At 37.3% G+C, this 23594-nt stretch carries 15 protein-coding genes; 8 read left to right on the top strand and 7 right to left on the bottom strand.

The genetic code is table 11. The annotated features are described in order from the left end of the window. Positions 1 to 77 precede the first annotated feature (77 nt). From BC008_RS37970 to codA, 3 genes are all read right to left on the bottom strand, one after another. Positions 78 to 3266 carry an efflux RND transporter permease subunit gene (locus tag BC008_RS37970; protein ID WP_027843789.1) on the bottom strand — a complete coding sequence of 1063 codons (3189 nt, stop codon included), beginning with the start codon at positions 3264 to 3266 and terminating at the stop codon, positions 78 to 80. A 143-nt stretch (positions 3267 to 3409) separates the two neighbouring features. Next, the gene (locus tag BC008_RS37965; RefSeq protein ID WP_027843790.1) at positions 3410 to 4726 is read right to left on the bottom strand and encodes an efflux RND transporter periplasmic adaptor subunit; all 1317 of its coding nucleotides are present in this window, start codon (positions 4724 to 4726) and stop codon (positions 3410 to 3412) included. A gap of 427 nt (positions 4727 to 5153) precedes the next feature. After that, on the bottom strand, positions 5154 to 6431 hold the full coding sequence (gene codA / locus BC008_RS37960) for a cytosine deaminase (RefSeq protein WP_027843791.1): 1278 nt from the start codon (positions 6429 to 6431) through the stop codon (positions 5154 to 5156). A 1140-nt stretch (positions 6432 to 7571) separates the two neighbouring features. Between codA and BC008_RS37955 the strand changes: the two genes are divergently transcribed. From BC008_RS37955 to BC008_RS37920, 8 genes are all read left to right on the top strand, one after another. Next, complete coding sequence (locus tag BC008_RS37955; protein ID WP_201026219.1) at positions 7572 to 8054, top strand: hypothetical protein; 483 nt, start codon at positions 7572 to 7574, stop codon at positions 8052 to 8054. A gap of 82 nt (positions 8055 to 8136) precedes the next feature. Beyond that, positions 8137 to 8619, top strand: coding sequence for a hypothetical protein (locus BC008_RS37950; RefSeq protein WP_058184501.1), 483 nt, complete (start codon positions 8137 to 8139; stop codon positions 8617 to 8619). 34 nt (positions 8620 to 8653) lie between these two features. Continuing rightward, on the top strand, positions 8654 to 10030 hold the full coding sequence (locus BC008_RS37945) for a hypothetical protein (RefSeq protein WP_027845440.1): 1377 nt from the start codon (positions 8654 to 8656) through the stop codon (positions 10028 to 10030). A 70-nt stretch (positions 10031 to 10100) separates the two neighbouring features. Beyond that, positions 10101 to 11582, top strand: a complete 1482-nt coding sequence (locus BC008_RS37940; protein ID WP_036267328.1) for a vWA domain-containing protein — start codon at positions 10101 to 10103, stop codon at positions 11580 to 11582. Between the two features lie 233 nt (positions 11583 to 11815). After that, entirely contained in the window at positions 11816 to 12991 is a 1176-nt protein-coding gene (locus tag BC008_RS37935; RefSeq protein WP_235596005.1) for an ATP-binding protein, read from the top strand. 218 nt (positions 12992 to 13209) lie between these two features. After that, positions 13210 to 16116: a DUF5682 family protein gene (locus tag BC008_RS37930; protein WP_058184499.1), complete on the top strand. Its 2907-nt coding sequence runs from the start codon at positions 13210 to 13212 to the stop codon at positions 16114 to 16116. A gap of 21 nt (positions 16117 to 16137) precedes the next feature. After that, complete coding sequence (locus BC008_RS37925; RefSeq protein WP_027845443.1) at positions 16138 to 16749, top strand: hypothetical protein; 612 nt, start codon at positions 16138 to 16140, stop codon at positions 16747 to 16749. A gap of 527 nt (positions 16750 to 17276) precedes the next feature. Beyond that, entirely contained in the window at positions 17277 to 17531 is a 255-nt protein-coding gene (locus BC008_RS37920; protein WP_027844180.1) for a DUF7219 family protein, read from the top strand. A 202-nt stretch (positions 17532 to 17733) separates the two neighbouring features. Here BC008_RS37920 and BC008_RS37915 read toward each other — a convergent pair whose 3' ends face one another. From BC008_RS37915 to BC008_RS50020, 4 genes are all read right to left on the bottom strand, one after another. Next, complete coding sequence (locus BC008_RS37915) at positions 17734 to 18114, bottom strand: response regulator (protein WP_027844181.1); 381 nt, start codon at positions 18112 to 18114, stop codon at positions 17734 to 17736. Positions 18115 to 18270: 156 nt separating this feature from the next. Continuing rightward, complete coding sequence (locus tag BC008_RS37910; protein WP_058184497.1) at positions 18271 to 20394, bottom strand: PAS domain S-box protein; 2124 nt, start codon at positions 20392 to 20394, stop codon at positions 18271 to 18273. Between the two features lie 410 nt (positions 20395 to 20804). Beyond that, positions 20805 to 23180 carry a response regulator gene (locus BC008_RS37905; RefSeq protein ID WP_027844182.1) on the bottom strand — a complete coding sequence of 792 codons (2376 nt, stop codon included), beginning with the start codon at positions 23178 to 23180 and terminating at the stop codon, positions 20805 to 20807. Positions 23181 to 23363: 183 nt separating this feature from the next. Continuing rightward, a partial coding sequence (locus tag BC008_RS50020; RefSeq protein ID WP_201026222.1) for a hypothetical protein occupies positions 23364 to 23594 on the bottom strand: 231 nt, incomplete at its 5' end.

Genomic DNA, 23594 nt, shown 5'->3' with positions numbered 1-23594 from the left:
AATCTGCAAAATCATCCATTGTGATTTAAAAGTAATAAAAATTACTAGTCATCCCCGTTCCTAGTTACAAACAAACTTTAAGAGATAGGATGTTCCACTTCTCCAGGAACTTCCCCATCTTCTCCTAGTTGTTTGTAAGGTGGTTTTTGATGGGGTGGGCTGAAACTTTCTCGCAGAGAAACAATAATGATGTACAAAACCGGTACAACAAACAAACTTAAGAAAGTAGCAACAAACATACCACCGAACACCGCATTACCAAGAGATTGACGGCTAGGAGCACCCGCACCCGTTGCAATCATCAGGGGGAAAATTCCTAATAGCGTAGAAAAAGCAGTCATTAAAATTGGTCGCAAACGTTCCTGGGATGCTTCCAGTGCTGCTTTAACTATGGGAAGTCCTTGTTCTTCCCGTAATTGATTGGCAAATTCAACAATCAAAATAGCATTCTTGGAAGCCAAACCAATTAACATCACCAAACCAACTTGACAAAATATATCGTTGGGTACGCCTCTAAGTGACTGTGCAGATAATGCTCCCAAAATAGCTAAAGGTACCGAGAGCATAATAATTAACGGGTCCACATAATTTTCATATTGGGCTGCTAGGACCAAAAATACGAATACTAGACCCAAACCAAAAATTAAAGGTGCTTGTCCGCCAGATTCTTTTTCCTCAGCAGAAATACCCGACCACTCAAAACCCATGGAAGCTGGTAATACTTGATTTGCCAATCTTTCCATTGTATTCATTGCTTCTCCCGAACTGAATCCCGGAGCTGCTGAACCGTTTATTTCAATTGACCGGAATAGGTTGTAGTGGTTAATTGTTTGCGCTCCCGTGGTCTGCTTGATTCTCACCAAATTACTCAAAGGAATCATTTGGTTAGTTGCAGAACGGACATATAGCTTTCCTATGTCCTCAGGATTGGAACGATGTTTTGCATCTGCTTGGACATATACCCGATAAGTACGTTGTCCGAGGTTAAAGTCGTTGACGTATCGAGAACCTAAATATGATTGCAGGGTATTAAATATATCACTAATCGATACTTGTAATGCTTTAGCTCTATTGCGATCAACTTCAACCTCTAATTGAGGCATATTCGCTGCATAAGTACTGAGTACACCCTGTAATTCCGGCTGCTGATTACTTTCCCCGATTAGCTGGTCTTTTACTTCCAGCATTCTAGGTAAACCAGTAGTTCCCCTCCGGTCTTGTAACTGAAACTGAAAACCACTAAAGTTACCCAAACCTGGAATCGCTGGCGGATTAAATGGGAAAACATTCGCATCGGTAATGCTAAAAAACTTTGGCATTAATCGACCCATAATTTCTTGGGCTGATTGTCCTTCACCGGTACGTTCGCTCCAAGGTTTGAGTGTTGTCCAAATGACCCCTGTGTTTGCAGTTGCACCGCTAAAACTAAAACCACCAACAGCAAATGTACCAACAACTTCAGGTAATTTAAGAATTTCTTCTTCCACCTCCAGCATTACCTTGCTGGTGTAGTTGAGTGAAACTCCTTCCTTTGCTTGAATTACGGTAATAAAATAACCTTGGTCTTCATCAGGAACGAATGCAGTAGGTACTGTATTATACAGCCAAGCTGTAATCCCTAACAAACTAACAAAAACTGCCAAAACAACAAATCTAAGTCTAGCAATCTTATTGAGAGCCCAACGGTAATTTTTGCGCAACCCATCGAGGAACCAATTAACTCGACCAAAAACCCAACCAAGCAATCCTCGTGGTTTTGGTTTCTTTCTTAACAGCAACGCTGAAAGAGTAGGCGTCAAGGTCAGAGCGAGAAATGTGGATATGGTAATTGAAAAGGCTATTGTCAAAGCAAATTGACGATAGATTTGACCCGTTGAACCAGGAAAGAACGCAACGGGAACAAATACAGCCATCAATACTAATGAAGTTGCAATCACAGCCCCAGATAGCGATCGCATGGCGCTAGAAGCAGCTGACTGAGCTGACATTCCCTTCTCTTGAACCAAACGAGAGATATCTTCTACAACAACAATCGCATCATCAACAACCATCCCGGTTGCTAATGTCAGACCAAATAAAGTTAAAGTATTGATGGAAAAACCAAAGGCTTTAACAAAGCCAAATGTTCCAATTAAAGCCAAAGGAATGGTAATAACGGGAATAATAGCCGTCCGCCAATCTTGTAGGAAAATAAAAATTACTAGAACTACGAGAAAAATCGCTAATAACAGTGTTTTTACGACTTCTAATAAGGATGCTTCAATAAACATGGTGACATCAAATGCCACCTGATATTTCATCCCGGGTGGAAAATCTTGAGCCATTTCAGCCATGGCTTTTTTTACGGCTCTAGCGACTTCTAGGGCATTACTTCCTGGAGTTTGTAATACACCAATACCTATACCATCTTTAGCTCTGAAACGAAGAAAAGTATTATAGTTTTCTGCACCCAGTTCCGCCCTACCGACATCTTTAAGCCTGATCAGCGAACCATCAGCCCCTGTCCTAATAACAATATTTTCAAACTCAGACGGATCTTCTAAACGACCAGAAACCCGTATATCTTTAATATACATCTGGTCCTCTGGAGCAGGCTGTTGACCAATTTGTCCCGCACCGACCTGGAGGTTTTGCTCGTTAATTGCATTGACCACATCTTGAGCCGTCAGATTACGACTTGCAAGGCGATTTGGATCGAGCCACAGACGCATTGCATAGCGCCGTTCGCCAAAAACCTGTGCGTTACTGACACCCTCTATCTTTTTCAGGTTGTCTGTTATATATAAATCTGCATAGTTACTAAGAAATACATTATCAAACTCTTTATTGTCACTATATAGCCCTATTCCCAAGACAAAGTTACTTGACTGTTTACTGACGGTAACGCCTGTTCTTTGTACCGATTCAGGTAGTTGGGGTTCAGCAAGAGATACTCGATTTTGAACGTCGACCGCAGCAATATCTTTATCTCTTGAGGGGTCAAATGTGACTGTAATAGTGCTTGTACCATCATTAGTACTGGAAGAGGTCATATATTTCAGACCTTCAACGCCATTAATTTGACGTTCTATGACGGTAGTTACTGTTTTTTCTACAACTTCAGCACTAGCACCTACATAGTTAGCAAGTACTTGAACTTGGGTTGGACTAATCTCTGGATATCTGTCTGTAGGGAGAGTCGGAATACTGATAGCCCCTATCAGCAGAATAATAATCGCGCAAACACTGCTAAACACAGGGCGCTTAATAAAAAAGTCAGCGAACATAGGTGTTAAGGAATTGGGGATTGGCTATTGGCTATTAGGGATTAGGTATTGGGTATTGGATATTGGGTATTGGATATTGGGTATTGGATATTGGGAAGATGGATTATCAATTATCAATTACCAATTACCAATTACCGATTACCTCATTTCTCAGTTTCTTGCTTTGGCATAATTGGTATTCCATTTCTCAGATTAAGTAAACCCGAGACAATAAGTTTCTCTCCGGCTTCCAAGCCATCTAAGACTCGGTAGCTATTACCTCGAACATCTCCTAATTTGACGCGTTTCTGTTTCGCCTGCATTTGGACCTTACCATCGGCAGATTTTCCATTTTCAGCGACATAGACAAATGTTTCTCCAGCTACTCTGACGACTGAATTCACTGGAATCACAACTCCTTGACGCTGTTCCCAAATGATTTTGGCGTTTACAGATTCCTCAGCCCGGACTTGACCTTTGGAATTGTCGAAAAGTGCTTTAATTAGAATAGATTGCGTATCATTTATGACACTAGGAGAGATAAAAAATATCCTAGCCGTACCAATAGAATTTCCCTGGGCGTTGATAACTTCAACTAACATACCCTTTTCTAATTCCGGTGCACGTTCAATTGGTACTGAGATATTGACCTCTAACGGTTGATTCTGAGTAATAGTTGCAAGTTGGGTAGAAGTATTAACAAAATCACCAACTTTGACCGGTATATCTCCTACTGTTCCAGTAAAAGGAGCTGCGATCGTGTAATACTGCAACTGAACTTGTTGTTCTTTAGCATTGGCTTTTTCCTGTTCTAGTGCTCTTTTTGATTGGGATATAGCTGCTTTTTGAGCTTCAATTTGAGCATTAATTGTACCGAGACTTGCTTGTGCGGCATCCAACCTATTCTTTGCTTGGTCTAAGTTTCTTTGAGATAGCGCCCCTTCTTTTTGGAGTTGTAAGTCACGCTTGTATTCTTGTTGGTTTAACTGCAGGTCGGCAACTTTAGATAACTTATCAGCCTCTAAAGATTTCAAGGTAGCTTGAGAATTTTCCAGTCGAGACTGTGCTACTCCTATTGCTGCTTTGACGCTATTGAGTGATGCTTGTTGTTCTCTTGGATCTATTTGGATAATTGGAGTTCCAGCAGGAACTCTGGTTCCCGAACGAGTCAAAATTTGGGTGATTTGCCCTTGAACTCTTGGTTGAAGTGTTATGGAGCGTCGTGATTCTAAACGAGCTCTGTAGGTCTCGGTGTTACGAACCAAGTCAGTTCCTACGGTAGATAGTTCAACTGGTACCCCAGGAGGTTGATTAAGATTAGCAAATCCTTCTTGTCTGTTGGATGAAAGCACATACCAAGTTGCAGTACCACCACCAACTAAAAATATTCCTAACAATAACCAAAGCCACCTTCTTTGTAATTTTGGTGGCTTCAATGTATTTTTAGATCCAGGATCTGTTTGGGGAGCAGAATACTTCATGATGTCAGAGATACCCACTGTAGATGCGATCGATTTCTTTTTTTGAGAGCTATTTGACTGTTAATTCTTAGTCATCGGAATAAAAAAACAGGTAACAATATCGCAAAACAGCACTTTTTCTTACTTTATTAATATAAATATATAATTTTACAGGTTTTGGGTTACTCTACCCAAAGATCAGTCTTTCTTAAATTGAAATAGCACTCAAAAAAATAAAAACTTTTGTTATTCAAAGCTTACAGCTAAAGAGTTTCGCTTGTCTTTCAAATTCTTGCTGAAAACTTTCGCAAATTGCGAGCATGAATTTGACATAATACGCTTTTTAACAGTTTAACAGCACATCTAACTCTTTTTGCATCTTTTCTTTAAGTATGCTTGAAATTTAGTGTTTTCGTTGTAAGTGAGAAGATTTAGGTGGAAATATTTTCTATATGCGAAAAGTTTCTACCCATTCTATTTGCTCTGGTTTTGTACTAGTCAGCAATTTGCCTTGGGAAATGACGTATCGTGGATTAGACCGACAGCGTATCGCATCATAAGGATTACTAACATCCAAAACAATCATATTTGCTACATCGTTAATTTTACAACCATAGTTATCTTTAATACTTAGGGTTTTAATACCATTAATTGTCACCATATCATAGCAGGCGTTAACTTCTGACATTCCTGTCATTTGACAAATATGGGCTCCCATATGTGCAACATCTAACATGCTACCCGTACCCAAACTATACCAAGGATCCTGAACGCAGTCATGTCCGAAACTAAGATTTAATCCTTGTTCCCAAAGTTCCTTGACTCTGGTGACTCCACGGCGTTTGGGATAACTATCTCCCCGACCTTGAAGGGTAATATTAATCAAGGGATTAGCAATAAAGTTAATTTGAGCGCGTTGCAGAAATCCCATTAATTTGTAAGCATAGGCGTTATTGTAAGAACCAAATGCTGTGGTATGACTTGCTGTCACTCGCGAACCCATTCCGGAGCGAATCGCACAAGCAGCAATAACTTCTAAAAATCTAGATTGCTCGTCATCTATTTCATCGCAATGAATATCAATTAAACGGTTATATTTTTCAGCTAATTCAAATATCCTATAAATCGAACGCACTCCATCTTCACGAGTTAGTTCGTAGTGGGGTATTCCACCAACGACGTCAGCACCCATTTCTAAAGCTTTCTCTAAAAGTTTCTCATTATTTTTTTGAGAGTAAATACCATCTTGAGGAAATGCGACTACTTGTAATGTCATCCAATCTTTGACTTCTTCCCTGACCTCAAGAAGTCCTTGTAAAGCAATTAATTTTGGTTCGCTCACATCAGCATGGGTACGTACAAATAAAGTCCCCTGTGCTGCTTGTTGCTTAAGCATTTTTTTCGCACGGGTTTTAACATCTTCTAGGGACAGACTTTGTTTGCGATCGCCCCAAATTTTTATTCCTTCAAATAATGTTCCGCTCTGATTCCAACGTGGTTCTCCAGCGGTCAGTACAGAGTCTAAGTGAATGTGAGATTCTACGAATGGAGGAGAAACTAGTTTCCCTTGCAAATCTAGTTCTGTTTCTCCGTATTCAACTATATGGGGGCTAATTTCAGCAATTATGCCGTTCCTAATCCCAATGTCTACTAGCGAATCGTCCTTGTCGGTGTATCCTAACAATTTACCGCGACGCAGTAACAAATCGTAGGTGTTGTGGGACATAGTAGTTTGTGCTGGAGATGAATGACATGAACACTTAGTATAAGTTGTATTTTAACTTTGCGATCGCAAGCGTAGCAAAAAAGTAATTTTTATATAAAAAAGTAAAATAACAGGAAACATAAAATAGTATCAGATTCAAATTGCAAACTAGTTATTTAAATACTGGATAGATAGTATTTAAAAGCACCTATATTCGAGGACTAAATGTTTATTAATATACCCCTGAGCAAAATTATTAAAACCTCTTTTTAGGTGAAATTACTTAAGCGTTTTAGCTCTGTAATTACTTCTATAGCTAGTTTTTATTAGAAAATATAATACCAATTCGATAGATAATTGCAACAGATTCTCCGGTAGAGACGTTGCATGCAACGTCTCTACAGAGATCTATCTGTCTCATTATTTTTCCAAATTGGTATAAGATTCTCGTTAAGGCGTATATAAAAACCCCTAATTTATAGTTTTGAACAAAAATATTGCGATCTAGATCACAACTTCGAGGTGTGTCGTCGCACAGATCTGGATGGCAATAGGAGTGTTAACTAAGGATGTAGTCATTTTATAGCTGATAACATATCGACAAACCTGGTGTTGCACAAACACGGAAGCAGAGCGTTTCTTCGAGTTATGAAGATTTCGTAAATATGCTTGCGACATCATGCCATTATCAAATACAGTACTTATGTACTAAAAATATAGTTCCTGTACTTTGTGATTCAAAACTAAAAGTAATATTATTGACGCATTTTTATGAGGAGAATGTCAGTAATAATACTCCTGTGCGTAAAAATAAATGATTTGCTGCTGTAAATTTGTACAAATTGATTGATTTTGTATCTCAATTCAAGTAATAGAGATAGTGTGTTAACTTTAGTGCGCCAATAAAATGTAGATATTTATAATAAAATAATTTGGCGTTTTGTACCACTAAATAATCAATCTAGATCAAATTTAAAGTCTTGTTTTTGAAGTCTAAAAATAGTTTTCAGACTATTTTCAGGCTAGTCTGAAGAATATTTGTTTAAATATTTTTCTATGCAAAACAATAAATCATTTGCTTACCCACCGATATTTTTTGAATTATTAGGTCTGGAATTATTAAATAAAGTGCCCAAATACTAGTATTTGATTTTGACAGCTATGATGTTAAATATTTCCAGTTCGTCCTTTGATAATCGGAATGAATTACTTACAGCAACCCAACGCAGTGTTAAAACAGTTCCTTTTGTCGAATTATTCAACGGTCGATTGCAAGGAGTGATATCTAGCGGTTCTAACTTAGATAGAGTATATGTTTCTTTTTTTGAAGCTGGAACATTGAATTATTATTGTAGTACGAATAATAATCGTCCCTGTGGTGGTTTGCGTGGATATCCTTGTAAGCACCTCTATCAGTTACTAGAAGAAGCTACTTATACTTATGGAGTTAAAGAAGTGGCTAAATATTTAAAAATTTCCGGTGATATTTCACAAATCAATAATGCCTATGATTTTCCCATCAATTCAGGCATAATTAAAAAAGAATCTGCTAGTAACGTTTTTAGTCGTTTCCTAAATTATTTACATTATTTAGAAATTAAATCTTCCTCACAGCCGATTCCGGAAATGAATTGGTTTGTTTAAGATAATATTTAAGCTAAAAAATCAGAGTTTAAACTTATTTTCAATAATCTCAAAAAAATTGAATAATTCATACTTAGTGAATATGATTTTAAAGTCTTCACAATCATCTTTTGATGCTCGCAAAGATTTATTTAAAGTCACAAGGACAAATATTAAAAAAGTTCCATTTGTAGAACTTTTCAATGGTCGTTTACAAGGAGTCGTTTCCAGCCGTTCTAGTGACAAACTAGTTTATACCGCTTTTTTTGAAGCAGGAACATTAAATTATTATTGCAGCACAAATAATAATCGTCGCTGTGCAGGATTATTCGACCATCCTTGCAGTCATTTATATCATCTACTCAGGAAAGGAGTTCATGCTTATGGAGTTGAAGCTGTTGCTCAATATTTAAATGTTGCTGGTAAAGTTGCGAAAATCAAAAATATTGACGATTTTCCCATTCGTTCCGGCAAAATAAAAAAGAAATCTGCAAGCGAAATTTTTAGTCGTTTTCTCAACTATTTACGCTATTTAGAACTTGAATCTTCTTCCCAACCAATCCCAGAAATGAGTTGGTTCATTTAAATATTTTCATCCTCTGTATTTCGATGTATGTTTTATGGCTTTTCCCCACAGACTAAAGGATATCCCTGAAGGAATTGAATCAACATATGATTTAATTGCTGAATTTGACCAATGTTTTTTAACTGGGTTTGCAAATTTAGAGTCTCAGCATCAAGAAACCTTAAAATCTTGGCAATATATATTTATAGGTACGCCGTTAGAAAAGCCTGTAAATGATGCTTGTAGGGCAATAGAAAAAAATGAATTTATCGAAAAACATTTTTTAACTTTAGCAGCAACAAGGGCAGCTTTACAAGGTTCAATATTTGATGGGTTACAACATCAACTTCTTGATGTATTGGAACGTCCGCAAGTTATGGACGCAGATCTGAAAATTACATCAATAGACATACCTTCTCATATTCAAGTTTGCCAAGAAAGTATTCTTCAGTGGTTAATGGAAATTGCTTTGGTTGGTTTTTCCTGCTTGGATAGATCGACTTTAGTTCCCTTTATCCCTAATTTGGAAAAAATTCAGGAAGAACCGTTATTAATTCGTCAAGCAGCATTATTGACAGGATATTTTAATGAATTAATCCGTCAAGTTCCCGTTAAGGATAGCAATTCAGTCTGTTTATATCGTTGGGTGGATTTGTGGACGCAAGCTGCGATCGCAGGATTGGGAACGACAGTAAATTCTCAACCACAAACTGTTTCTGGTAGTTTCACCGCGTTGGGAATGGATTTAAAAACCCATGCTAATTTAGTTAGTTTTACTATTTACGGTTTATTGCAGGATGAAAATCGCACCCAATTAGCTAAAATCAGTCAATCTGCATATAAAGTCGATGCAATTTCTAGCGACGAGATTTGGTTATTATTTCCCGATGCAGAGATTTTATTACAAGCTTTTGCAAACAATAAGATATTGTATTTGAATAACATACCCATGTTACCGACGGGAGATTTGATTTGGGAAGACACAGCAGAATTTGGTTGCAAATACAGGTTAATGGAAAAAGCAGCAGAGTATTTTGCTCCTAGTTCTCAGATTAGTGGATGTTATACAAACCCAGATACTCGTCATCCAATTCAAATTGGCGAACCTGTTTATTTAAATAATTATCAGATTGTTCGACAGGATGGTGAAATAGTAATTGATTTGGGAGAAAAAGGTTCTTTAAAGATAGATCGAAATCGTATGAGTCAGTTTTCTCCAATTACTGACGAAAATATCCTGAAATCTAGTGAAATATTTGGATTGATACGATTTGACGATCGCAGTTGGAGTCTCCAACCTTTGGCTGTAATGGCGAATCAAAAGACTATTTATACGGGAGAAAATGCAGCCAAAATCCTGAGAAATAAATCGAGAACAACAACGGTAAGTATTTTACGAGAGCGTGCTAGCAAGTTATTAAGGAAAAATTAGTAAAACTTAAAAATTGAGGTTCATAAACTAAAAACTGAATATCGCAAATCCATAATCGAAGATCCACAAGATGAAAGTGCAAATAGTCCAACGTCGTCAGGTTATTTATTGGCGATTAATAACTACAATGTTTGGTTTAAATGAGCAGGGGGCTAATTTTGATCTGATGTCCAGTGAGATTGTTGATGAGTTATCCTTACCCCAGCTAATTCTCGATCCAAATATTAGTATTGAAAATTTACTACAACGTTACCCCGAACTCGAAGCAGATTTTAAGCAAAGAATTACTCTTCAGGAAATTATGGGAGAGTTAAGCGAAGAGTCACAAAATCTGGGGAATCAAAATCTGAAGAATAAAGATCCAGAGAAAAAACATCTAGAAAAACAAGAACAAGAAACTGATACTCTACGACGCGGTTTAGTGTTCTCAAAAATATTGCTCAATACCTTTGGTCCCAACACCCAAACCAATACAGTTACCGCTCAACAATATTCCCAATGGCTCAAAGATGTGGGATATTTAGAGCGATCGCTAGGTTGTAGTTTGCGTGGACAAGCTGCAAAGATAAGTTACGGACAAAAAAATCAGAACGAACCTGGAAAATTAGGAAATACTCAAAATAGTTTTACGACATCTGACTTTAATGCAACTGAAGAACAGTTAAGAGCAACTGTGAAGACTTTAGAAGGGGAATTAATTCAACGTATGGCTCTACGAGAAGTTCTTCAAGACGATCATCTAGCAAGTCAGATTAACCCATCCATGGCTTTAGTCGAGCAATTATTACGGGACAAAGCTAATTTATCAGGAAATTCCCTCAAAAATGCCAAACGTCTAATTCGTCAGTATATTGACGAACTTGCAGAAGTTTTACGTTTGCAAGTCACTCAAACCGCAATTGGTAAAGTAGATCGTTCAGTTCCACCAAAAAGGGTATTTCGTAATCTGAATTTAAAACGAACAATTTGGAAAAATCTTACCAATTGGAGTCCCCAAGAGGGGAGATTATATGTAGATAGACTTTACTACCAAAATACAGCGAAAAAGAAAATACCCACAAGAATGATAGTTGTTGTCGATCAATCCGGTTCGATGGTCGACGCGATGGTTCAATGTACGATTTTGGCTTCAATTTTTGCTGGTCTTCCCAATGTTGACGTCCATTTAATTGCATTTGATACTCAAGTTTTGGATCTAACTCCTTGGGTTAGGGATCCCTTCGAGGTTTTATTACGGACACAATTGGGTGGTGGAACCCATATTTATAGTGCATTACAGGAAGCAGCACAGAAAATTTTAGCTCCACAAAATACAGCTTTAGTATTAATCTCTGACTTTTATGAGGGAGGGAGCGACCAAGTTTTATTTGACTATATTAAATCTTTGCAAGAGTCAGGCGTCCATTTTATTCCCGTAGGAGCGGTGACGACTAGCGGTTATTTTAGTGTCAATCAATGGTTTCGAAACAAGTTGAAAGAACTAGGTACGCCAATTTTAACTGGAAGTCCCAAGAAATTGATTCAAGAGTTGAAAAAGGTAATTGTTTCTTAAAAGGTGTTTATAAATAAATAATTATAGCCCTACGCGCAAGTTAAAAAATGACCTGCGGTCACGCAATAGCTATAGCTTAATATCCCTCTAAATTCCGGGTTCACGTAGTGCATCCAATGTATTGGGAGACTTTGACGCTGTTCCCTATTCCCTTTTATAAACGTTCGGCTTGTCGCCTTTTAAGTGTACCAATCTTAAAGGAAATTGGTATTACAAATTTGGAGATCAATAAAATGAGAAGAACAAGAAATACTATGGCGAGAACTAGCAGCAAAACAAATAGTAAAACACATAAAAATGAAACTATCTTACGTCAACCAGCAGAAGTAAAATATCGCCAAGAATTAGACTATTTAGCTTCAATTGATAAAGGTGCAAAACCTTTTTCTTGGAAATTATCCCCTCACATGGTGCGAACATTTCTCTTGGGTAGTACCCCATCCCAAAAACTCGATTGCTCCATCGAACCAAAATGGTATGGAGATAGCGCGATCGCAGAAAGGGCGATTGTAACTTTAGCTTCCGACCGGGGTTTACTATTAATTGGCGATCCGGGTACGGGTAAAAGTTGGTTAGCTGAACTATTAGCTGCAGCTATTTGCGATAATTCAACCCATGTCGTCCAAGGGACTGCGGGAACAACAGAAGACCAAATTAAATATTCTTGGAATGTGGCGATGGTAATTTCTGCAGGACAATCCCAAGAGTCGCTGATTCCTTCACCTATTATGACCGCAATGCAAAATGGAACTATAGGTAGGTTTGAAGAGTTAACCCGTTGTACCTCTGACGTACAGGATGCATTAATCTCTATACTGAGCGAAAAGTATATTTCAATTCCAGAATTGAAGAGCGATAATGTGGTTTTTGCCCAACCAGGATTTAACACGATCGCAACTGCGAATAGTCGTGATCGTGGAGTGAACGATCTATCTTCAGCATTAAAACGGCGGTTTAATTTCGTACATATGCCGGTTATAACCAATAAAAAGCAAGAAAAAGAAATTATTTTGTTCCGTACCCAAGAGTTAATGAAACGTCATGGCTTTGAAGTAGATATTCCACCAACTTTATTAGATGTATTAATACAAACCTTTGCCGATTTGCGAGAAGCAAGTAATTCTGCAACTTCAGATGACCAGAGACTAGAGTCAGCCCTATCTACAGCGGAACAAATTGGTGTATTGGAAGATGCGATTTTACACAGTCGTTATTTTGGAAATACCAGTTTAGAACCAGCCATTTTAGCGCGATCGCTTGTAGGTACTTTAGTGCGTCGTCTTCCGGAAGATGTATCGGTTATCAACCAATTTTGGCACGCAACTGTAGAAAGACGCAGTGAAGAAGAAAAAGGCGAATGGAAAGATTTCTTACAAGGAGGGAAAGAGGCTATGGGGTTGATTCGGTAGGAATTGGGAGGTGTGGGGAGTGTGGGAGGTGTGGGGAGTGTGGGGAGTGTGGGAGGTGTGGGGAGTGTGGGGAGTGTGGGAAGTCTAGTGATTAATGACTCTTAACTCCTAACTCCTGTACAGACATAGCATCCTACGTCTTTACGAATCCTGACTCATTACTCATTACTTATTACTTATTACTCATTACTTATTACTCATTACTTATTACTCAACTCATGAAACTACCTCAATCTTTCCAGCCTCTCCAAGAACAATTACTGACCACAGCAGAACAATTTGCTACTGATTCCCAACCTTTAAGCGAATTTTTGACAGCTTTGGTTGGGGATGTCGAAAAAGCGATCGCCGAACCTTTAGAAATTTTTCCCGTATGTCATCACTCTCCTGCTTCAGCTTTACAAATTTTGCGACGTTTACGTTTGAGCTCCAATCCTCCCAAAGCGATCTATATGGAAATGTGCGAGGATTTGCGACCTATTACCGAAAATCTTCATAATTGTAAATTACCTGTAGCTCTACAAGCCTTTGCAGGTGAGTCACAGACATTTTCACCCCAAGAAATACCCTTAAGTGTAATTGCACCTTTAACTGAAGCTTCGGCTGAATATCAGACTATCGCTTATGCTCTCCAACATCCTGAAACTGAGTTAGTATTTGTTGATCGGGCTGTAGATTATGTATTTCAGTGGGAAGAGCAAGAAACAGAAAACCTAGAAGAAAAACAAACTGATGTACCTGAAGAAGCTAAAAGACATGGTACGGCTTTAGGATTAGAAATGGGGAATATGATTCCTAAATTTGATGTTTTTCTGGAACTTATTCTCAAAAATTCTAATACTCGACATTTTTCTGAGTGGTGGGATCGATATGTCGAACAAGCAATTATTAATGCAGATTACCAAACCTACCGTCAAGTAATGTTCCTAATTGGTAGTTTAATGCGACGCTTGGGAAGTCGAACCAAAGATTTAGAAAATGACCGTTTGCGCGAACGCTATATGTGGACGCGAATCAAGCAACATATGAAAGCAAAGAAAATTCAGCCACAAGATGCAATTTATATTTGTGGTGCAGTTCATGCTGCAAGTGATGTTGCAGAATTTGGAACGGAAAATGATACAATTTGGCAGATTCCAGAGTTGAGTCAAACTAAGTGGTTATATGGATTAATTCCTTCTAGCTTTGCCGCAATTGAATATCAGTTTGCTCATCATCCCGGTACTGTTTCTATAGCGGAAACAACTTGGAAGAAGAATATTAAATTATCTAATATCAAACCTTTCAATCTAAATAAAAAGACTAAATCAAAAACTAAATCATCTAAGAAAAAAGTCAAAGCAATTGTAACTAATAACACTCTTACAGGCAAGCAAAATGTCTCAGAACTAGTATCTTTTCTCAACATTCCCCCCGCTCAAGCAGAAGCAGATACAGAACAATTACTACAATGGTGTGCAGATATTGTTAATTTAGCGCGCAAAAATGGTTATTTAGCTAGTACTGCTGATTCCATCGCAATTTATCAGACTTCCATGTTACTTGCAAGAATGCGTAACCGTCTTCATCCCACACCCTATGATTTTCAGGATGCAGCAATTACCTGCTTAGAAAAAGACCGTACTCCAAAGAAACGTAATATTTCCCAAATTTGTCAAATTCTTTTGGGTGGCGATCGCGTGGGAAGAGTTGGTTATGCTTCCCTTCCACCCTTAGTACAAAATCTGTACGACCGACTCGCACCCCTAAATATTAATTTGCAATCCCAAACGAAACAACGGGTTTTAATGGATTTCAAACAAAAACCACAATTGTTTGACTGCTCCGATGTCTTGTGGAGAATCAATTATTTATTAGGCGATCGCATCGTTCAACCAATTATGGGCGATCGCAGTCTTGGTTTCAAACCGGTTCAAGAATCATGGGAAGTTCGGATTGGGAAACACCAACGTCCATTAATTATGCTGGGTTATGAAGGTGTTAGTCTCGAACAAGTTATCGAGCAACATTTGCGCAAAGCTGTATTTGACAATAAAGGAACAGCAAAAACAGTTCTGAACGCAGTTGAAGATAGTATTTTATATCTTAACAATCCTCGTTTGACCGCTGAACTAGGCGAATATGGAATTTCCCTACTCCAGCAGGAAACGGGTGCAGAGGATGCAATGGAAATATTTACGATTGTTCGACGCTTAATCCATTACTATCGCACCACCCCCAAAGGTTTACCCAAATGGATTGAAAATTTTGTCACTGTAGGGTATAGACATTATGCAAGCCTTTTAGCGCAAGCATTTGCAGATAGAGGTACGAACCCCGAACAAATTGCTGGAATGTTGGGCTTTATTTTCACCTTAGAAAGTCTAGCTCTATCCCTTGGATGTAACCGCAGTCAATTATTAATTAGTGTCAAACAAGCCACCAGAGAAAAACAAGACCCAGCTAAACTCGGTTTATTATGGACGACCGAATGGCTATTATCATTACGTCATTTAGAAGAAATGCGGGAATTTTTTCAGCACGTATTAGAAAACGAAATCTTGATGCGTACTTTTCCCTATTATCTCAACGGTTTTATTTTATCTCTTACCTTTGCACCGCGAATTAAAGGTTTTGTAATCGAATTGCTTGCAAAATCATTTGCTTCGATTCCTGATGCAAACCTATTATCTTGGTTACCAAATTTAATCTTACGCCTTCGTCCCCACAGCCAAATATTACAAAGTTTGATTGCAGAAGCAGCAAATATTTATCCCGACCAACTAAAAGGTTTTCAAAATTGGTTTCCCTTCTGGGAAAAAACTCAAAATTATCAACCTCGAAATCCTAAAACTATCAAAAATTCATCAAGTAAATCTCAAAATAAATTAATAGAAAGCCATAACCAAACACGAAAATTACTGTTTACTTATCAAACAACTACAAATAGAATCGCCCAATTATTACAAGTAGAAAATATCTATTGGCAAAAATTTGAAAATCACAATAATTCTTCAAGTTTTAAATTACTTTCTGAAAGGGAAATAGAAGTAAAAAAACTATTAACTTCCAAGCCTGCTACAATGAAGTTATTAGCAGTATTGTTTCCCCACTGGCTAAGAAGTATAAACATCTTAAAAACCTAAGTAACTAGCTACTTATTGGGTATGGAATTACAGGGATTTAATAAATTTCAAGAGATTTTGCATCATAACCATAGACCACCAAGTATAGGATTTGCAGAAAATGTTTCTACGGGAGATATTAATCGTTTCGCGAGTAGAATCAGGGTTGCAAAAAATTTTCGAGGTATCAATCTAGATGGCTACGCAGAAAACACAGTCTATGGATACGATGGTTTTTTTCAAGTTTTCCTAACACATTCAGCCTTGGAAGTGTTTATGGAAATTATGTCAATTAAGAATTTAGGTCTTCTTGAAGCAAAAATAGAACAATACAACCCAGAACAAGTAATTCAGTTATTTATAGAAAAAGACCCAAAGAATTTACTATACGAATTTTTATATCAGCGATTAACAAGTAATAAATTAAAAGATAATTTAAATAAATGTCATACTGGGAGCAGTAATAATGTAGCTTACATTTCTGCCTCAATTCGACATATATTTGCTCATGGTTATTTGTGTGCTTATTCTGGAGGAATTAAACCACGCCAAGTACATACTATCTGCACATCAATATCTGAATTTCTCTTATGTTTTATGGATCTTGAATTTGCTAAAAAAATAGAATCTTATTACCAGAATATTTTTGGATAATATCGCTTTACTTACTTTTACATAGGATTTACGCAAAATGAACGTATTTCCGTCATTACGTTAGCGCTTAGCGGAAGCGTACCGTAGGTATTGCGTTTTCTTCAGGAAAAGCGACAGCGTTAGACCGCAGCAAAGCTGTTAGCCTTAGCGTGACTTTAGTCATACGCAAAGCGCGTCCTCAGTAATCGCCAAAAACTCTGAGATTGCTATCTCCTAAACGGAGACGCTCCGCTAACCCTACACTGCGTTCCGGTCGCAATGACAAATCTATGTCCTACGGACACGCTACGAAGACCGTTGCGTAAGTCCTGTTACACTCAAATTTAAGTTTAGAATTGCAAAAAGGTTGGTTATATTTTAAATAAAATATCGCAGTATAATATTTAATTTCCAGAGAATGAGGTATAATGTATACTTTTGTACAATATACTGTTAACTGTACGACCTCCTCACAATTTCCTCAAATTTATTCTTTAATTTTGGAATAAGAACGACAGGATACGTATAGATAATCCCAGGAAAATTCTATGAGTACTAAATTTGATTTTCTTTATCCCCACAGTTCCTATCACGGTAAGGTCAAGCCTGAAAATTTAGTGTTTAATGCAAATCTACAGGAATTCGCTCAAAAGGTTGGATACATTTGTAATCTAGAAAGTAATGGAAAAATTTCCGGGGAAGAAGCTTTCAAGGAAATAAAAATTCTTTGGAAACAACTCAAAGAAAGTAAGAAATTACTGAAGGTTGGAGAGCATCCATTTCAAAACGACGAAGCTAAATAACTGAGGAATTACATAAATAACGCGGATTATTTTGAATATAGAGAATAAAGTATCAACAATCAAAAATCAATAATCAAAAATCTAATATGGCTCGTTAGTAGTGCTTTTATGCTATTAGCATTATTCTGTTCCCATAAATCAACTAAAATATTAATTTTGGTTGATTTATCAAATATTTTTTGTGAAATATAATTAATTAGATTTATACATCCCAATTAAGAGCTTTGGCGATTTGAACTGGTAGTTCTAAGGGCTCGAATGGTTTAGGAATAGTAGCCTTAATACCAATTTCAGCTAATTCTTGGTCTTGAGTAACTTCTGCTTTTGCTGTCAATAAAACTATAGGTATATTTTTAGTTAATTGACTTAGCTGTAATTTTTTGAAAGTCATTATCCCATCCATTTCAGGCATCATAACATCAAGCAGAATAGCGTCAGGTTGTTCTTTCTCTGCTATCTCAATACCAGAAATACCAGAATTTGCAGCGATAACTTCCCATCCGGCTACAGTCTCTAAACAAATTTGAACGACTTCCCGAACATATTCTTCATCATCAATTACTAGTATACGTTTATTTTCCATCTTTAATTATAGAGTGAATGTTTATAAGTATTAAAATACTATTCAATATTCTAATATTGATATTCTTACAGAACTTTACTCAAGAAGCACTTTTAACTAGAATTAATTTACGTTTTTTATAATAATTGTTGAGGTATTTTGATATTCATCTATATATTACTCCTCATATAAATGTAGGGGCAAAATTAAATAGAAAGTACTACCTCGATCTAATTTACTTTCAACCCATATTTTCCCTAGGTGCTGTTGCACAATATGCTGACATATAGTCAAACCTAAGCCACTACCCTCTTTTTTCCGAGTGTCAGAAGTATCAACTTGATGAAATTTATCAAATATATTATCTAGCTTATCGATGGGAATGCCACATCCTTCATCTTTTACTTGAAAGCTAACGTAGGTACCAGTATACCTGCGGGAGAAATATTCAGATAAATTCTTATTGTTACCAATGCAAGTTTCTAAATCTTCACAAATATAAGCACTTAAGCGCACATTTCCTCCAGATGTGGAGAATTTGATCGCGTTACTCAGTAAATTAGTTAGAGTTTGAATAATGCGATCGCCGTCAGCCCAAATTTGAGCGGAAATAGTCGATACGGATAAGCTGACTCCATAACGTTGCGCCATATTTTGCATTTTATTTGCAGCATAAACAATAATTTCAGATACTTCACAAATTTGTTTATGCATCTTCATTTTGCCGTAAGTGATGCGCTCGATATCTAGAATGTTGTTAACCAGCTCCACCAAGCGTGCTGTACTGTCAGCAGCAATATGTAGCAAGCGTTTACCTTTGGTTGAACTCGTATCTATCAACCCGCGATCTAAAATACATAAAGACCCATGAATTGATGCAAGGGGGGTACGGAGTTCGTGACTGACAACAGAAATGAACTCATCTTTCATCCGTTCGATAATTTGACGATCGCTAATATCTTTAAATGCAATAACCGCTCCGACAACTTTACCCCGATCTAAAATTGGATTATGAATATATTCCACTGGAAATACCGAACCATCTTTTCGTCGAAATATGTCGTTGCTGACTTCTTGTATTTTGAACTTTCTCACCACACATTCAATATCTGCGTCAGGTTTTGCTATGCATGGGTTATTTGCTAGCAGCATATCTATGTTTTGACCGATTAACTCTTGTTTTTCATATCCAAGTAAACTGATTGCTGCAGGGTTTACAAATGTGATTTTTCCCGATTTATCTAAACCAAATAAACCTTCTCCAATAGAATTCAGAATTAATTCGTGTTTTTGAGAAAGTTGTGATAAAGCTTCCTTTGATTTTTTTTCTTCGCTAATGTTACGTAAAATCGCCGTAAAAATAATATTTCGATCTAACTTTAATTTAGAAATTGAAGCTTCTACTGGAAATTCTTCACCGTTCTTTCTTCTGACAAATATTTCTTGACGTTTACCCATTCTCCTAGCTCTGTCGTTTGATTTTTCAAAATCGACAACATATTTTCTATGACTTTGATGGTATTTTGTTGGTAAAAGTATATCGAGGGGTTTTCCTATTACTTCTGCTGCGGTATAACCAAAAATTTTTTCTGCACCTTGATTGAATAAAAGAATATTTTGCTCTTTATCCATAGAAATAATCGCATCGTCAGCAATATCAACAATACCAGAAAGATACTTGTGAGATATTTGCAAAGCTTTTTCTATTTCTTGGCGTTGATTGACCTCTGATTCCAATCTTTGATTGATTTCAATAAATTCTGCAGTTTTACTCAATTCCTGTTGTTGAATTTTTTCTGACTTCTGTTGAACGTCAATGGAATCTCGTCTGAGTTCCAAAATCATCATCACCTGCTTCCCAAGTGCTTTGAGGCTTTCAATCTGCTTTAAGCTTAAAGAACGTGGTGTATAGTCAAGTACGCATAAAGTTCCAACAGAATATCCAGCAGCATTTTTTAAGGGAACACCTGTATAGAAACGAACTAATTTCCCATTGATCGTGAAGGAGTTTCGCTCAAAACGTTCATCTTCCAAACAGTCTGTGACAATTAACAGATCAGGGTAGGAAATAGTAAAATCACAAAACGGTATTTTCTTTTTTACTCCTTCCCAACCGATACAAGATTTAAACCAGTGCTTTTTGGTATCAATCAAATTAATTACAGCTACAGGGGTTTCACAAATATTTGTAGCTAGATAAACCAGATTATCAAACACTGGCTCTGCTTCGGTATTTAAAATTTTATATTCATAAAGAGCCTCAATACGTTCTGTCTCATACTCAGAACTAGAACTGTTCATTCTTAAATACTTTTTTGATTAATTAGTTAATGACTAAATTCTCTACTTCGTAAAGACATAAATTCGCTAATATGGGAACTTTTTATAAACTTGAAAAGAAAACGGTATTCAAAGTTTTTAAATCAGGTTTTAAATCTAAAAATAGTTACAGTAATTGCTAAATGCAAACCGTAAATCTGCTTTCTATATTTTTGTAAGAGCGGGACTGTGAAAAGCTATACATAAAATATTGCCCCAAAAATTTTTGAAGTTAATCTAATCCTTGTGAATGACCTTGCTAAAGCCATAATTTACCTGATTTGCTTTTTTTGAAATAATAAAAGGTTGTAAAAATGGGAAATTAATCCAATTATACTTGTTCAATATCCTCTTATTAAATCTACTTTGTTTAATGTTTCAATTGATTTTCGCTAAACATGGGAACCTCTAGCCAATTTTGCATTGGACAAATCCCGGACTGCGGATACATATAATTTTTGCAATTCAGTACCGTCTTCAGGATATAGTGCCAACCCTACACAAGCATTTACTTTGAGCTTATTACCATCTGGAGCGAAAAACTCTTGTTGATTTAAGCTTTCTAAAATTTTCCCGATCTCCTTTCGTGCTCGATCGCGATCCACACCATACATACATATAATAAACTCCCCCCCTCCCCAACGGGCAACTACATCTTCCTGATTAAAAGATTTTCTTAAAGTTTGCCCTACTTCGCGCAACACAGAATCACCAATTGCATAACCAAATGTATTGTTAATGTGTTTAAAGTTTTGCAAATCTAAAATTGTGAAACATAAAGGTTGACGACATCTCTGGCTTAGATGCAAGAACTTTTCTATTTCCTGGGATGACTTATGACGATTGGCTAATTTTGTCACAGGGTCGGTTTCTGCAAGAGTACGGACTAGTTTTATTCTTTCTAAACGATTAATAATCCGAGCAACCAGTTCCGGACCAATAATTGGTTTGCTAACAAAATCATCAGCACCAACATTAAATACTTGATTTACGCTGTCAATATCCTTATAAGCAGTGAGGAACAAAATTGGTAAACCACCCCAACGAGCATCATTCCTCACGACCTGACACAACTCAATACCATTTACATGGGGCATTTTAATATCTAAAATTAATAAATCTGGTTCCGTTTCTTCTAAGGTCTCCCAAAATCTTTGTGGTTCGCTCAAAGTTACAATTTTTAGTCCCCAAGGCTGTAGTAAGCTTTGCAGCATTGCTAAGGTTTGTGGGTCGTCATCAACAGCTAAAATAACTGCTTCAGAAGTTTGGTCATTTTGTCTTAAAGCTCGATCTACTACTTCTAAAACCTCATTTGCAGGGAGGGGTTTATGTAGAAAAACTTTGCTTCCCTTGCGAGCAACTTCAACGCGATAATTTAAGCTATCTTCAGATGTGAATACAATAATCGGTATAGGTTGCTTAAAAACACTAATTTCATTTAAGAATTCCAAACCTTTCTCGATTGTTCCCGCAACGGAAGGATCGAAAAGTATCAGGTGAGGTATTTGATTGTATATTTTTTTTAGTGCCGTTTGTAAATTTGTTGCAACTTCCGCTCTAATTCCCCGCACATCAGCCTCAATAAATAGCTCGCTTATAAGTTGGCGGTCTTTTTCAATTATTAATAAAAATGGTTTTTCATCAGAACTAATTGATGAGGTAGAAGTCGGGCTAGAAATGGATATTTCGGTATTGTTGTAGTTATTTACTTCTTGACGCAGGGCGATCGTCAACAGATTCAGCTGTTTGATTGCTTTTGGTTGTAAAGATAATTGTTGAGACTTGAGATTTTCCGGGTCGAGCAAACTTTCAATTTTACGGGCTAAACCGGAAGCTTCACTTAAACCAAAGGTACCTAAAGAACCGCCTAAAGTATGAGCTTCCCGATGTGCTTGTGCGAGTAAATCTCGATCAATTTTATTTTCTTCAATTGCAGCAGTGGCTTGTAGTAATGTATCTATTTGTTGTTCAACTCTACCTTGAAATTGCCTCCAGACTCCTGCTAAAGCTGCTAATGTTTGTTGTTGAGTTTGTTTGCTAATTTCAGATAAGTCATTCTTGGCAGACTTTTTCGCAGTTTTTTTCCGTTTCTTGGTGTCGGAAATTTTCAGACGATAACCGATTCCATAAACTGTTTCAATTGCATCGACCACACCAACAGCCTTTAACTTTTGTCGCAAACCCTTGATTTGGGTTCTCACAGCTTCTTCCCCTGGGGTACTATCAAAAGACCAAACCCGATCTAAGATGGCGCTACAACTAAAAACCCTACGGGGATTTCGCATGAAAAGCTCAAGCATGGCATACTCTTTGGGAGTAAAATGAATTATCTTCCCGTCATAGGTTACTTCACAACTTCTGGGGTCTAAACGTAAATTTCCCCACTCTAGCACTGGCATAGAAGTAGCATTGCTGCGACGCAGTAAAGCCCTCACCCGTGCGACCAACTCTTCTGGATCGCAAGGTTTTACAAGATAGTCATCTGCACCTGCATCTAAACCTACAGCTTTTTCATGACCACTGTTTTTACCTGTCAGCAGTAGAACAGGCATTTGATATCCGTACTTACGTAATCGCTGACACAGAGCTATACCATCTAACTTCGGTAAAATTACATCCAACAAAATTAAATCGTAATCAAAAGCTTGTACTAGATCCCAAGCTGCTTCACCATCATGTGTCATTTCTACTACATAGTTCTGCACCTCAAGAAAAGAGCTAAGTGCTTGTGCAGTAAATTCATCATCATCTACTACCAGAATTTTCATGCGAAAAAATAAGCCAAACTATTGCTGATTTTAAAGCAGCCATTATAAGTTTAAGCGCCTGGGCAAAATTAATTTACGTATTGTGTGAATTAGAAGTTGAAATAACGGAAATTTGTAAAAATAATTACGAACATGACTTAAACCGGTTCTTGAAACCCTTCATATTACAAGGCTGAATTTAATTCACATTAGCCGTAATTTAATATTTCGTGGTATGAGGAACCAGAAACATAACTCAGTCAACAGATTTCCCAAACTCCCCACGCTCCCCACACTCCCCACGCTCCCCACACTCCCCACACTCCCCACACTCCCCACGCTCCACACACTCCCCACACTCCCCACACCTCCCACACTCCCCACACTCCCCAAACTCCCCACGCTCCACACACTCCCCACACTCCCCACACTCCC

It is taken from the genome of Mastigocoleus testarum BC008 (assembly GCF_001456025.1).
GTDB classification, from domain to species: Bacteria; Cyanobacteriota; Cyanobacteriia; order Cyanobacteriales; family Nostocaceae; genus Mastigocoleus; species Mastigocoleus testarum.
This window is presented reverse-complemented; position numbering and strand designations above follow the sequence as displayed.

What these genes read in the sequence shown, in the direction of transcription:
- BC008_RS37970 (WP_027843789.1), bottom strand. Translation starts at nt 3,266, where the DNA reads ATGTTCGCTGACTTTTTTATTAAGCGCCCTGTGTTTAGCAGTGTTTGC.
- BC008_RS37965 (WP_027843790.1), bottom strand. Translation starts at nt 4,726, where the DNA reads ATGAAGTATTCTGCTCCCCAAACAGATCCTGGATCTAAAAATACATTG.
- codA (WP_027843791.1), bottom strand. Translation starts at nt 6,431, where the DNA reads ATGTCCCACAACACCTACGATTTGTTACTGCGTCGCGGTAAATTGTTA.
- BC008_RS37955 (WP_201026219.1), top strand. Translation starts at nt 7,572, where the DNA reads ATGATGTTAAATATTTCCAGTTCGTCCTTTGATAATCGGAATGAATTA.
- BC008_RS37950 (WP_058184501.1), top strand. Translation starts at nt 8,137, where the DNA reads ATGATTTTAAAGTCTTCACAATCATCTTTTGATGCTCGCAAAGATTTA.
- BC008_RS37945 (WP_027845440.1), top strand. Translation starts at nt 8,654, where the DNA reads ATGGCTTTTCCCCACAGACTAAAGGATATCCCTGAAGGAATTGAATCA.
- BC008_RS37940 (WP_036267328.1), top strand. Translation starts at nt 10,101, where the DNA reads ATGAAAGTGCAAATAGTCCAACGTCGTCAGGTTATTTATTGGCGATTA.
- BC008_RS37935 (WP_235596005.1), top strand. Translation starts at nt 11,816, where the DNA reads ATGAGAAGAACAAGAAATACTATGGCGAGAACTAGCAGCAAAACAAAT.
- BC008_RS37930 (WP_058184499.1), top strand. Translation starts at nt 13,210, where the DNA reads ATGAAACTACCTCAATCTTTCCAGCCTCTCCAAGAACAATTACTGACC.
- BC008_RS37925 (WP_027845443.1), top strand. Translation starts at nt 16,138, where the DNA reads ATGGAATTACAGGGATTTAATAAATTTCAAGAGATTTTGCATCATAAC.
- BC008_RS37920 (WP_027844180.1), top strand. Translation starts at nt 17,277, where the DNA reads ATGAGTACTAAATTTGATTTTCTTTATCCCCACAGTTCCTATCACGGT.
- BC008_RS37915 (WP_027844181.1), bottom strand. Translation starts at nt 18,114, where the DNA reads ATGGAAAATAAACGTATACTAGTAATTGATGATGAAGAATATGTTCGG.
- BC008_RS37910 (WP_058184497.1), bottom strand. Translation starts at nt 20,394, where the DNA reads ATGAACAGTTCTAGTTCTGAGTATGAGACAGAACGTATTGAGGCTCTT.
- BC008_RS37905 (WP_027844182.1), bottom strand. Translation starts at nt 23,180, where the DNA reads ATGAAAATTCTGGTAGTAGATGATGATGAATTTACTGCACAAGCACTT.